The 12982-nt window shown below is 39.5% G+C and carries 10 protein-coding genes; all 10 read left to right on the top strand.

The window, feature by feature from the left end; translation table 11 throughout:
* Nucleotides 1-34 precede the first annotated feature (34 nt).
* The 10 genes from J2Y40_RS11395 to ftsA all read left to right on the top strand — a co-directional run bounded on the left by J2Y40_RS11395 (nucleotide 35) and on the right by ftsA (nucleotide 12962).
* Nucleotides 35-400, top strand: coding sequence for an FtsL-like putative cell division protein (locus J2Y40_RS11395; RefSeq protein WP_153396639.1), 366 nt, complete (start codon nucleotides 35-37; stop codon nucleotides 398-400).
* Entirely contained in the window at nucleotides 384-2375 is a 1992-nt protein-coding gene (locus J2Y40_RS11390) for a penicillin-binding transpeptidase domain-containing protein (protein WP_153396641.1), read from the top strand. Before J2Y40_RS11395 ends, J2Y40_RS11390 begins: the two co-directional genes overlap by 17 nt.
* A 63-nt stretch (nucleotides 2376-2438) precedes the next feature.
* On the top strand, nucleotides 2439-3899 hold the full coding sequence (locus J2Y40_RS11385) for a UDP-N-acetylmuramoyl-L-alanyl-D-glutamate--2,6-diaminopimelate ligase (protein WP_153396643.1): 1461 nt from the start codon (nucleotides 2439-2441) through the stop codon (nucleotides 3897-3899).
* A 34-nt stretch (nucleotides 3900-3933) separates the two neighbouring features.
* Nucleotides 3934-5175, top strand: coding sequence for a phospho-N-acetylmuramoyl-pentapeptide-transferase (gene mraY, locus J2Y40_RS11380; RefSeq protein ID WP_153396645.1), 1242 nt, complete (start codon nucleotides 3934-3936; stop codon nucleotides 5173-5175).
* A gap of 85 nt (nucleotides 5176-5260) precedes the next feature.
* Entirely contained in the window at nucleotides 5261-6598 is a 1338-nt protein-coding gene (gene murD, locus J2Y40_RS11375; RefSeq protein ID WP_153396646.1) for a UDP-N-acetylmuramoyl-L-alanine--D-glutamate ligase, read from the top strand.
* Between the two features lie 22 nt (nucleotides 6599-6620).
* Nucleotides 6621-7859 (top strand): FtsW/RodA/SpoVE family cell cycle protein, encoded by a 1239-nt coding sequence (locus J2Y40_RS11370; protein WP_153396648.1) that lies wholly within the window; start codon nucleotides 6621-6623, stop codon nucleotides 7857-7859.
* Nucleotides 7860-7963: 104 nt separating this feature from the next.
* Nucleotides 7964-9061 (top strand): undecaprenyldiphospho-muramoylpentapeptide beta-N-acetylglucosaminyltransferase, encoded by a 1098-nt coding sequence (gene murG / locus J2Y40_RS11365; protein WP_153396650.1) that lies wholly within the window; start codon nucleotides 7964-7966, stop codon nucleotides 9059-9061.
* Nucleotides 9062-9110: 49 nt separating this feature from the next.
* Nucleotides 9111-10469, top strand: coding sequence for a UDP-N-acetylmuramate--L-alanine ligase (gene murC / locus J2Y40_RS11360; RefSeq protein WP_153396652.1), 1359 nt, complete (start codon nucleotides 9111-9113; stop codon nucleotides 10467-10469).
* Nucleotides 10470-10522: 53 nt separating this feature from the next.
* On the top strand, nucleotides 10523-11488 hold the full coding sequence (locus J2Y40_RS11355) for a cell division protein FtsQ/DivIB (RefSeq protein ID WP_153396654.1): 966 nt from the start codon (nucleotides 10523-10525) through the stop codon (nucleotides 11486-11488).
* An 88-nt stretch (nucleotides 11489-11576) separates the two neighbouring features.
* Nucleotides 11577-12962 carry a cell division protein FtsA gene (ftsA, locus tag J2Y40_RS11350; protein ID WP_153396656.1) on the top strand — a complete coding sequence of 462 codons (1386 nt, stop codon included), beginning with the start codon at nucleotides 11577-11579 and terminating at the stop codon, nucleotides 12960-12962.
* Nucleotides 12963-12982: the final 20 nt, after the last annotated feature.

Genomic DNA, 12982 nt, shown 5'->3' with positions numbered 1-12982 from the left:
AATTCACTGCAAAGCAAATTGACAAACAAATAAATTGGCAAAAAGAACAACAAATCGCCCCCAGAAAAGACTCACTTTTATAGACATTATAAAAGGAAATTTTCTGAACCGTGATGAAATCAAAATACATTACAAGTATTTTCTGTTGTTGTTCATCCTGATGATGGCCATGATTTATAGCAACCATCTCGTCAACAAAAAAATTAAAATTGTTAATGCTTTAAAAGAAGAAACAGAAGAATATAAATCAAGAAACGCTTACGCCCAGAGTAAGCTGATCAAAGTAAAAATGGAATCGGAGCTGGGGAAAGAAGTAGCAAGGGATTCTTTAATGACCCTTGAAAATCATCCTCACAAACTGCTAATTAAACTAGACAGTACAGATGCAAAAACAAAATGAATACGACAACAAACGTAAAAAAACGTTAAGGTGGGGCTATCTCTTCGCAGTGGCAGCTCTGTGCGTATTCGTAATGTTTCTTACAAGGATTGTAATCCTGCAAAACACTAACGTTCAGGAAATTAAAGACGATTACATTAATAAAAATTATCGCGAAGCAACCCTGAAAGCTGCCCGCGGAAACCTTTTCGCCTCAGACGGTTCTATTCTGGCTACCACCGTAATGCGTTATGACATCTATCTTGATTTTAAAACTATGAAAGACAGTGTCTACACCAACAATATTGGGGCACTTACTGATTCTTTGAGCAAAATGTTTGGAAAATCCAGAGGAGAATTCAGACAGAAATTTGATGAGCAGAAAAAGAAAAAAAACCAATACTATACCTTAGTAAAAGGGCTAGATTTCGACCAGTACGACAGAATCCGAAACTTTCCGATCTTCAAAAAAGGAAAAAATAAAGGAGGATTTATCGTTGACAGAAACTACAAAAGGGAATTAGCCACTTCAGAAATCGGAGCCGGAACCATCGGGATGGATAACGGTGAATTAAAATCCGGACTGGAAGGTGCTTTCTCCAAATACCTGACCGGAACCGACGGAAAAAGACTGGAGCAGAGAATCAATTCCTCTCAATGGAAACCAATTGATTACTGGAAAGTTAAGGAGCCTGTAGACGGAGAAGACGTATATACAACCCTGGACCTTAGAATTCAGGATATTGCACACTCCGCGTTAGAAAAACAGCTTATCAATTACGAAGCAAAGCACGGAACCGTGATCGTGATGGAGGTAGAAACCGGAAAAGTACGCGCGCTTGTCAACCTAAAAAGAACAGAATCAGGCGAATATGAAGACTCTTACAACTACGCCTTAAAAGATAACATCGAACCCGGTTCCACCTTTAAAACCATCTCTCTGCTTGCCGCAATGGATGACGGCTTTATTGATGAAAACACCACAGTAAACGTAGGAAACGGAGTATGGGTTTATGCCAAACAAAGAATTTCAGACGGCCACGGTGGAGGAACCTACGACATCAGTGATGTTCTTGCAAAATCCAGTAATGTGGGTACCGCAAAACTGATCACAAAATACTATGCAGAAAAACCACAGATATTTCTGGATCATCTGAAACGCTGGAAATTATTCGATAAAATGGATATCGAACTGCCGGGAATCACAAAGCCTAAAATCCTGACCCCGCAGCACTCGAGATGGAACGCTGCTACCCTGGCCTCCATTTCTTTCGGGTACTCCTCAAATATCAATCTACTACAGTTAACAACTTTCTATAATGGGGTTGCTAATGGTGGTAAAATGGTGAAGCCACTTTTCATTGACAAGATCATGAAAGACGGAAAAGTAATGTACAGCGCCAAGCCGGAAGTAATGGTCAACAAAATGGCTTCCGAAAAAGCAATTAAAATGATGACCAGCGCTCTGACCAAAGCCGTAGAAAAAGGAACCGGACGAAGCATCTTCACCCCGAACCTTAAAATGGCCGGAAAAACAGGAACGGCAAGATTTGAATATTGGCTTCCTGGTCCAATGAAATACCGTGCTTCATTCGCTGGTTTCTATCCCGCGGATAGTCCGAAGTACACCTGCTATGTAATGGTCAGCGAACCCAATACAGCAAAAGGATTTTATGGAGGAGCCGTTTCTGCACCCGTATTTAAGGAAATCGCAGGAAAAACATTCCTGAAAACACCACAGAATATTGAAAAAGAAATGCTGGTAGACAAAAGGGTAGACCTAAGCAAAATGGTTGAACCTAACGTCAAAGTAGCAGTTAATGATAAACAAATGCCTAACGTAGTAGGACTTATTGGTAAAAATGTAATTCCACAACTGGAAAACTTAGGATACCGTGTCGATTACAAAGGAGTTGGAAGGATCAAAGAGCAATTCCCACTGGAAGGTACTACGATCAGCAAGAACCAGAGAATTTATTTATCGCTGCAGAATTAATAGAAAAACAAAGTCCCGAAGGGACGATTTAACAAGGAATAGGATGCAATCCTATTAATAAAAATGATAATAACAGAATTAGTAAACAGAATCCCGGTAACAGCAATTCATGGCAACAGCAGCCGTGAAGTTACCGAATTGGTGTTTGATAGTAGAAAAGCTACAGAAAACTCCCTTTATATTGCAATAAAAGGAACTGTTTCTGATGGCCACTCTTTCATTTCCTCAGCAATTGAAAAAGGAGCCGCAACAATTGTCTGCGAAGAACTTCCGGAAGTATTGGCAGAAAATATAACCTATATACAGGTAAAAGATTCATCCAAAGCTTTAGGACATCTCGCTTCTAATTTCTATGGAAACCCTTCCAGAAAATTAAAACTGGTAGGAGTTACAGGAACCAACGGAAAAACATCTGTCTCTACCCTGCTTTTTGATGTTTTCAAAAATATGGGCTATGATTCTGCCTTACTTTCAACAGTTGAGATCAGAATAGGAGAAGAAATCATTCCCGCCACCCATACCACTCCGGATGTGATCACCATCAATAAAATTCTGGCTGAAGCAGTGGAAAAAGGATGTGAATTTGCTTTTATGGAAGTAAGTTCCCACGGGATTGCACAAAACAGAATCGAAGGATTGCACTTCAAAGTGGCAGGATTTACCAATCTTACCCACGATCATTTAGATTATCATAAAACCTTTGGCGAATATCTTAAAACCAAAAAAAGATTTTTCGACGAACTGGAAGGTACAGCCGTTGCCATTACCAATGTTGATGACAAAAACGGAAATGTGATGCTTCAGAACACCAAAGCAAAGAAAAAATCTTATGCTTTGAAAACGATGGCAGATTACCATGGAAAGCTTCTTGAAGTTGATTTTAACGGAATGCTTTTAAATTTCAACGGAAAAGAATTCTGGACAACGCTGACCGGAAAATTCAATGTCTATAACCTTCTTTTGGTTTTCGGAATCGCAGAAGAACTGGGTTTTGAGCAGGATGAAGTTCTTCAGGCTGTAAGTAAACTAAAAAGAGTTTCCGGAAGATTTGAAACATTCAGATCAGATGGCGGAATTTTCTTCATTGTAGATTATGCCCACACACCAGATGCCTTAGAAAACATTCTGGACAGCATCAACGATATCAGAACCAAAAATGAAAGACTGATCACTGTTTTTGGATGCGGAGGTGACAGAGACCACTCGAAAAGACCTGAAATGGGAAATATTGCCACCAAAAAATCAACACTGGCGATTATCACTTCAGACAATCCGAGAACAGAAGATCCCGCGCAGATCATCAAAGAAATTGAAGCAGGCGTTGAACCTCAGAACTTCAGCAAATACACTTCAATTCCAGACAGAAAAGAAGCCATCAAAATGGCCATAAAATTTGCAGAACCGAAAGATATTGTTCTCGTAGCCGGAAAAGGACACGAAACCTATCAGGAAATCAATGGTGTAAAACATCATTTTGACGATAAAGAAACGATTAATGAACTTTGGAAATTAATGAGTAAATAGAATTTAAAACGATCATTAATTAAAACTTGACAACATGCTATACTATCTATACGAATACTTAACCAGCCATGGAATCCATATCCCCGGATTAGGAATGTTGAAATACATTTCCTTCCGTGCAGGGATCGCCGTGCTTTTTTCTCTGGTCATTGCTCTGGTTTACGGAAAAAGAGTAATCAACTACCTGAGAACGAAACAAATGGGTGAACTGGTACGCGATCTTGGATTAGACGGGCAAAAGCAGAAAGAAGGAACCCCTACCATGGGAGGACTAATCATCATTCTGGCAACCATCATTCCGGTCCTGCTATTTACAAGGATCACCAACGTCTACATTGTTCTCCTGCTGGTTTCTATGTTATGGATGGGTGCAATCGGTTTTCTGGATGATTATTTAAAGAAAATCAAAAAAAATAAAGACGGTCTGAGCGGTAAATTTAAAGTAGTCGGACAGGTGGGACTGGGACTGATTGTCGGAATCACCATGTATTTCCATCCGGACATTACCGTTAAAAGAAAATATGCCGATGCAAAAGTAGTGAACCGGAACAATGTAGAACAAAACTTTATGCCTACAGAAAAAATTACAGTCTCTACCGTTCCTTTTGCTAAAAATAATGAATTCGATTACAGCGGAATTCTGTTCTGGATGAATGATAAAGATGCCCATGAGTGGGCATGGATTGTCTTTATTCCTATTGTTATCTTCATTGTAACCGCCGTATCCAACGGAGCCAACATTACAGACGGTATAGACGGTCTTGCCGCAGGAACCAGTGTAGTCATACTGCTCACCCTTGCATTGTTCGCCTACCTTTCCGGGAACATTATCTTCGCAGATTATCTCAACATCATGTTCCTTCCGAATATGGGAGAAACCACCATTTTTGCAGTAGCCATGGTAGGTGCCGTAATTGGCTTTTTCTGGTACAATACCTATCCTGCACAGGTTTTTATGGGAGATACCGGAAGTTTAATGCTGGGAGGCGTAATTGCCGTTCTGGCCATTATCCTGAGAAAAGAATTACTGATTCCTGTTTTATGCGGAATTTTCTTAATCGAAAACCTATCCGTGATGCTTCAGGTAATCGTTTTCAAATACAGAAAGAAAAAATATGGGTTGGAATATGCCCAAAACAATAGGCTGTTCAGAATGTCACCATTACACCACCACTATCAGAAAGAAGGTTTCCACGAAAGTAAAATCGTGAACCGTATGATTATTATTGGAGTAATACTGGCTATCATATGTCTGATCACACTGAAAATGAGATAATTTTTGTAAAAAGTAGAAAGTATTAATGTAAAAGACACCCTTACATTGTACGTTTTACAATTTACATTTTACAAAAAAATTAATTATGAAAATAGTTGTTTTAGGAGGAGGAGAAAGCGGATGTGGTGCTGCTTATTTGGCTAAAAAACAAGGTCTGGAAGTTTTTCTTTCAGACAAGGGAGCTATTAAGGATCACTACAAACAGTTTCTGACTGAAAATGAAATTGAATTTGAAGAAGGAAATCACAACGAAGAAAGAATTTTAAACGCAGACTGGATTGTAAAAAGCCCGGGAATTCCCAAAAAGGCAGAAATCATCCATAAAATTCATGAGAAAGGAATCAGACTTTCCTCTGAAATAGAATTTGCGTCAGAATTCACCAATGCTAAAATTATCGCCATCACCGGAAGTAACGGAAAAACCACCACAACTTCCCTGATCTATTATATCCTGAAAAATGACGGATTGAATGTAGGCTTAGGCGGAAACATTGGCTACAGCTTTGCCAGACAGGTTGCTGATGAAAACCATGAATATTATGTCCTGGAAGTAAGCTCTTTCCAATTAGATGATATTCAGAACTTCAGACCTTATATTTCCCTTCTATTGAACCTGTCTCAGGATCACCTGGATCAGTACAACTACAACTATGAGGAATATGCATTGGCTAAATTCCGAATCGCTGAAAATCAGGAAAATGACAATTTCTTCATCTACAATAAAGATGATGAAATGAGCAAAAATATTCTTGAAAAACTGGAGATCAGAGCCAAAATGATCCCTTTTTCAACCAAGGAAAAACTGGCAGAAGGAGGTTTTATCAATGAAGATAAAATTGAAGTTAAGATGAAAGATGAGTTCACCATGAAAATTGATGAACTTTCACTTCTCGGAAACCACAATGTTGCCAACAGTTTAGCCGCATCTATTGCAGGTAAAATACTGGAAATCAACAACGACAGCATCAGAAATTCCCTGATGACTTTCCAGGCAGTAGAACACAGGCTCGAGTTTGTAACTGAAATTGAAGGAGTAAAATACATCAACGACAGTAAGGCAACCAACGTAAACGCCACCTATTACGCTTTAGAAAGTATGAAAACGCCTACCGTATGGATTGTAGGAGGACTGGATAAAGGAAACGACTACTCAGAAATTGAGGATCTGGTGAAAAGAAAGGTAAAAGCCATTGTCTGCCTTGGAATAGACAACCAGAAGATCATAGACTTCTTTAAAAACAAAAAAGAATTCATCTACGATACTTCAAGCATGGAAGAAGCCGTAAGAATATCAAAATCTCTGGCAAAGAACGGAGATACCGTTTTACTTTCCCCATGTTGCGCAAGTTTTGATCTTTTCAAAAGCTATGAAGACAGAGGAAAACAATTTAAAGAACAGGTATTAAAAGCCAATGGCCATTAGCCAGAAGCCAATAGCATTAAATATGGACGAACAGAACACAGAAAGCAGATTTGAATTTCTAAAGGGCGATAAAGTACTTTGGATGGTCATTCTTGTGATTTCCATTTTCTCTATCTTCCCTGTATATTCTGCAAGTTCAAATCTCGAATACATTGTCAATAACGGGACCACCACCGGTCACGTTATCAAGCATATGTTCTTTGTAGTCTTAGGTCTTGGAATCATGAGACTGGTAGGAACCGTAAAATATGAATACATCGGAAAACTCAGCAGCATCCTGCTGGGCCTGATGATTGTTCTATTGATCGTTACCATGTTTACGGGCCAAACCATCGACGGAGCCAGTGCTTCCAGATGGCTTAAAATTCCCGGAACTCCAATTTCATTCCAACCGTCATCATTCGCCTTTTTAATGCTGATTATTTACCTGTGCAGATATTTAACAAAGAAAATAACCAGAGAAAGACTCCCGATAGAAAATATCATGTACATTTTCGGGCCAATTCTTCTTGTATTTGTACTGGTAGCCAAGGATAACGGTTCAACCGCTTTGATGATTCTAATGGTTTCCGTAGTGGTTCTCATCATAGGACAGCTTCACTGGAAATACATTGCCGGATTTATCTCCGCATCATTTGTAGCCATTGTCTTCTTCCTGCTGATTGCACTGAATACCAACATGATCGGAGGAAACCGTGTACATACCTGGATGAGCCGTATCGAAACATTTACCTCCAGCAAGGCCAAAACAGCTGACGTAGATGACGAAAGCGTAAAAGCAAAAAACTATCAGGTAATGCAGGCTAAAGCAGCCATCGTTCATGGTGGAATTACCGGAATGGGGCCAGGAAAAAGCGCACTGAAACAAATGCTTCCCCAGTCTGCCTCCGACTTTATCTTCGCCGTTATCGTAGAAGAATACGGATTGATAGGTGCCGCCTTTCTGATAAGCCTCTATTTGATTATGATGATCCGGATTGTCATGATAGCCAGTAAAATGCCCGCCTTTTTTGGGTCGCTGCTGGTGCTCAGTCTCGGGGTAATGATCTTCATACAGCTCTCAGTAAATATAGCCGTTGCCGTCAACCTGATTCCAGTAACCGGACAGCCGCTGCCACTTATCAGCTACGGAGGAACCTCAATGCTGGTAACCTACCTTCAGCTGGGAATTATTTTAAATATAAGCTCAAGAATACAGATCTACGATGAAGAAGGAATGGGCAAAAAACAAAGCATAGCAGAAATTAACGATATCGCATAAAACAAAAGTCCCAAAGGGACGATTTAACAAAGAATAGGATAAAATCCTATTATATTGAAATTTGAATATTGAATTAAAATAAAACCGGGCACGGCCCCATTAAAATGAACAAAAAATTAAAAGTAGTATTATCCGGCGGCGGAACAGGAGGACACATCTTCCCGGCAATCGCCATTGCAGACGAAATCAGAAAAAGATTTCCTGATACAGAATTTTTGTTCATCGGAGCCAACGGAAAAATGGAAATGGAAAAAGTTCCTCAGGCCGGCTATAAAATTGAAGGAATTGATATCGCCGGAATAGACAGAGGGAACCTTTTATCCAATCTGGGCCTGCCTTTCAAAATTCTGAAAAGCCTGTCCAGATCCAAAAAAATCATTAAAAGTTTTGCTCCGGATTTTGCTGTCGGAACAGGTGGTTTTGCCAGCGGTCCGGCCTTATATGAAGCAAGCAAAATGGGAATCCCAATCTTTATTCAGGAACAGAATGCCCACGCAGGAGTAACCAATAAGATTCTGAGCAAGAAAGCAAAGGCCGTATTTACAGCCTATCCGAAAGTAGAAGGCTTCCCAGCAGAAAAAATAAAATTCCTGGGTAACCCGATTCGTGAGAATATCGTTACCGGAATGACGGAAACCGCTCTTGCCAAAGAAAAAATGGGAATAAGCAAAGATAAGCTGACCATCCTTTCCGTAGGCGGATCTTTGGGCTCCAGAACATTAAATAATGCCTGGAAATCGCATTTAAATGACATCATAAACAAAGACTATCAGCTGATCTGGCAAACAGGAAAACTCGATTATCAAAATATTATTGAAGAGACAAAAGATGTTGATACCCGAAATATCCAGATACGTGAATTCATTAAAGACATGGAACTGGCCTATTCCGCAGCAGATATTATTGTTTCGAGAGCCGGAGCCATTGCCATCTCAGAACTGGCCGTAGCAAAAAAACCGGTTCTGTTGGTCCCTTTCCCGTTTGCGGCAGAAGACCACCAGACCAAAAATGCCATGAATCTGGTTGAAAAAAATGCAGCCAGAATGGTAAAAGACTCTGAAATGCAGGAGAAATTCTGGAACACCTTATCAGAGATTTGCGAAAGCGAAAATTTAAGAAAAGAAATGTCTGACAATCTGGAATATTTTGCCAAGCCTGATGCCGCAAAACAGATTGTAGACGAAATAATGAAAAAGTTGTAGAAAATAGTAATAACAATACATTCTACATCATAGAGTAATACAAAAAGAAATGAATATTTTAGAAACATATCAGAAATTTTACTTCGTCGGAATCGGCGGGATCGGGATGAGTGCTCTGGCGCGTTACTTCAACGCATCAGGCAAAAAAGTATTGGGATATGATAAAACCGATACCAAACTGACTCAACAGCTGATGAAAGAAGGAATTGATATTGCTTTTGAGGATATTCTTGACGAAAGAATTACTTCCCTTCACAAAGAAGACACTCTGGTGATCTATACTCCGGCTATTAAAACACTGGGAATCCTTGATTATTTCAATCAAAACCAGTTTGAAGTTTTAAAACGTGCCAAAGTATTAGGACTGATCACAGAAAATACAGAATGTATTGCGGTAGCCGGAACCCATGGAAAAACCACCACCTCTACTCTGGTTTCCCATTTGTGTAAAGAAGCAGATCTTCCTTTCTCATGCTTTTTAGGAGGAATTTCTGAGAACTTTAAGTCTAACTTTCTGTACAATGGAACACAATATTCAGTAGTAGAAGCGGATGAATATGACAGAAGCTTCCTGAATCTTTCTCCGGACTGGGCGGTTATTACCTCTACCGATGCAGACCATCTTGATATTTATGGCGACAAAAGCCATATTGAGGAAGGATTCAGACAGTTTGCAGCACTGGTTCCGGAAGACAGACAGCTGTTTGTGAGAAAAGGACTAGAAATAGGCAGAGCGCATCAGACCTATGCCGTTAATGAAAAAGCAGATTACTATTCAGATAATCTGCGTATGGATCACGATAAAATCTATTTTGATTTCCATACCCCGACTGAAACCATAAAAGATTTCGTTTGGGAAATCCCGGGTATCCACAACGTGGAAAACGCCACGGCGGCATTGGCTATCCTGCACAATTTAGGCGTAGATTTTGAGACCCTGAAAAAGGCAATTGCCAATTTTAAAGGCATTAAGAGAAGATATACCAAACATATTTATCCAAACGGTAAAATCTACATCGATGATTACGCCCATCATCCAACAGAGATCAATGCCGTAATGAGTTCAGTAAGAACTTTTTATCCGGATAAAAAATTATTGGTGGTATTTCAACCGCATCTGTTCAGCAGAACAAGAGACTTTGCTGACGGATTTGCGGAAAGCCTCAGCAATTCTGATGAGCTGATCCTTCTGGACATCTATCCTGCAAGAGAACTTCAGGAAAATTTTGAAGGAATTACCTCAGACTGGCTTTTGGAAAAAGTAACCTTAGATAAAAAAGAAGTATCAGCATTATCCGATGCTTTTGAAAAGATAAAAGAAAAAGATTTTGACATTCTTCTAACCGTTGGCGCAGGAAATATAGACACCCTGTACGACCCTGTTTGTGAATGGATTTCAAAAATATAAGTTTAATCCAAACTGAATAAAAAAACTTGCGGCAATAGCGCTTATAGAAAAAAATGAAAAAAAAATACAGAATATTAAAAATTGCGGTCACTGTGATCATCTTAGGATTACTGCTGAGTTTCTCATTAAAGAGATTCAGTGGTCAGAAGATTACGGACCAAAAGATTTCTGTAAAAATGAATGAAAAAACACCGGTTTACTTTATCGATGAAAAAGATATAAGAGCCATTGTCAAAAAAGAAAACCCTTCAGGAAAAGTTGGAGATCTCAATATTCCCGCACTGGAAAAGAAGATTAACTCCCTTCCTGCCGTAGACAGTGCTAATGTATATTTAAATCTAAATGGTAAACTGAACTTGGATATTAAACAAAGAGTTCCTGTTTTCAGACTTAACAAGGACGGAAGAGATTTTTATGTAGACCAGAAAGGAACAGAGTTTCCTATTTCAAAGACCTATTCTCATCCTTGCATGCTCGTAACGGGAAATGTAAAACCCGAGGAATATCAGAAGCTGGCTGAATTGGTAGAAAAAATAGACAAAGATAATTTCAGCAAAAAATTCTTTATCGGAATCTCCAAATACAAGGACGATTATAATCTCCTGACCAGTGAAGGAAATTATAAAGTAGAAATAGGTGATCTTGATAATATTGAATTTAAAGTAAAAGGTTTTAAAGCGTTTGTAGAAAAATACCTGGTCTATCAGGATCCTCAGAAATACAATATGGTCTCCGTGAAATACCAAAACCAGATTGTAACCACTTTAAATCCTTATTTTAAAGAAAATGACAGTATTCTGAAGGCAGGAAATAAGGAGCTTGCAAAAGCCCCAATCCCTACATCAGCGAAGAAACCTGATTTAGCACCCAAACCCGCTGAAAAAAAGAAACCGGCTTCATCCTCAGCAAAGCCAAAAGAAAATATAAAGCCAAAAACAACGGCCAAACCAAAGGAAACGAAGAAAGCAGAGAAAAAGCCAGCAGCGGCAAAGCCCAAAGCAAAGGTCAAAATAGAATAAAATCTAGTCTCAGAAAGACATTTTAGCACAAAATTGGATAAGATCCAATCGGGAAAAAAGTAGAAAAAAATCAAATCGATATAAACAAATGGAAAATCAAGAGTATTCAGTAGGTCTGGACATCGGGACAACAAAGATTGTCGCGATTGTCGGAAGGAGGAATGCACACGGGAAAATAGAAGTTCTCGGTGTAGGGAAGGCCAAAAGTCTTGGAGTTCATAAAGGTATTGTGAACAATATCTCACAGACCATTAATTCAATCAAGGCTGCCGTTTCTGAGGCACAGTCCAGCGCAGGTGTTCCCATCCGTAAAGTCACAGTCGGTATCGCAGGAAAACACATCCGTTCACTGCAGCATTCCGATTATATTATGCGTGAACATCCGGATAAATTTATTACAGATGATGACATTGAAGCACTGAAAGATCAGGTAAAAAAACTGGTTATGCTTCCCGGTGAAGAAATCATCCACGTACTTCCTCAAGAGTATAAAGTAGATTCCGAAGGCGAAATTCAGGAACCTGTAGGAATGCACGGAAAGCGTTTAGAAGCTAACTTCCACGTTGTAGTGGGACAGATGGGCAGCATCCGAAATATCGCAAGATGTGTAAGAGAAGCAGGCCTGGAAATGGAAGCCCTTACCCTGGAACCTCTAGCCTCTTCAGAAGCAGTACTTACCAAAGAAGAAAAAGAAGCCGGTGTTGCTATCGTAGATATTGGTGGTGGTACTACAGATATAGCTATTTTTAAAGATAATATCATCCGCCACACATGCGTAATTCCTTACGGAGGAGGCATTATTACGGAAGATATCAAAGAAGGCTGTTCCATTATCGAAAAACATGCAGAACAGCTGAAAGTAAAATTCGGTTCAGCAGTTCCCGAATTGGAAAAAGACAGTACATTTGTTACCATTCCCGGACTTCACGGCAGACCAGACAAAGAGATTTCTCTAAAAACTTTAGCACAAATCATCAATGCCAGAGTAGAAGAGATCCTTGAAATGGTAAATACAGAATTGAAGGCGTACGGTGCATTTGAACAGAAAAAGAAGCTTATTGCAGGAATTGTCCTTACAGGAGGCGGTTCAAACCTGAAGCATCTTCGTCAGCTGGCCAATTACACAACAGGTTTCGACAGCAGAATCGGTTTTGCCAATGAATATATTGCCAACGATAAAAACCAGTACCTGAAAGGTCCGGAATTTGCTACCTCTATCGGCTTGCTTATGGAAAGTTTAAAGATCAGGGACAAGAAGCAAAATGCTGATATTACAGAACCTGTTTTGGAAGAACAGAAAACAGAAGTTACCGACAGCATACAGGCAGAAACGGTACAACAACAGGTTCAGCAGGCTGTTCCCGTTGAGGAAAACCCCGTTTTAACCGAACAGCAGGAAAACAAAAGAGCGAAACTGACCTTTGGACAGTCACTCATGGAAAAAGTAAAAAAATTCTTTGAAGAAGTAGAATAAATATAAATGATAAAAGATGT

The sequence above is a fragment of the Chryseobacterium sp. 2987 genome (assembly GCF_031456375.1).
In the GTDB taxonomy this organism is placed as follows: Bacteria; Bacteroidota; Bacteroidia; order Flavobacteriales; family Weeksellaceae; genus Chryseobacterium; species Chryseobacterium vaccae.
Note: the sequence above shows the minus strand (reverse complement) of the source record. Positions and strands in the feature narration are given on the sequence as shown.

Excerpts from the sequence above, each read along its gene's own strand:
- ftsA (WP_153396656.1), top strand. The coding sequence starts at position 11,577 with ATGGAAAATCAAGAGTATTCAGTAGGTCTGGACATCGGGACAACAAAG.
- murG (WP_153396650.1), top strand. The coding sequence starts at position 7,964 with ATGAACAAAAAATTAAAAGTAGTATTATCCGGCGGCGGAACAGGAGGA.
- J2Y40_RS11370 (WP_153396648.1), top strand. The coding sequence starts at position 6,621 with ATGGACGAACAGAACACAGAAAGCAGATTTGAATTTCTAAAGGGCGAT.
- J2Y40_RS11390 (WP_153396641.1), top strand. The coding sequence starts at position 384 with ATGCAAAAACAAAATGAATACGACAACAAACGTAAAAAAACGTTAAGG.
- murD (WP_153396646.1), top strand. The coding sequence starts at position 5,261 with ATGAAAATAGTTGTTTTAGGAGGAGGAGAAAGCGGATGTGGTGCTGCT.
- murC (WP_153396652.1), top strand. The coding sequence starts at position 9,111 with ATGAATATTTTAGAAACATATCAGAAATTTTACTTCGTCGGAATCGGC.
- mraY (WP_153396645.1), top strand. The coding sequence starts at position 3,934 with ATGCTATACTATCTATACGAATACTTAACCAGCCATGGAATCCATATC.
- J2Y40_RS11355 (WP_153396654.1), top strand. The coding sequence starts at position 10,523 with ATGAAAAAAAAATACAGAATATTAAAAATTGCGGTCACTGTGATCATC.
- J2Y40_RS11385 (WP_153396643.1), top strand. The coding sequence starts at position 2,439 with ATGATAATAACAGAATTAGTAAACAGAATCCCGGTAACAGCAATTCAT.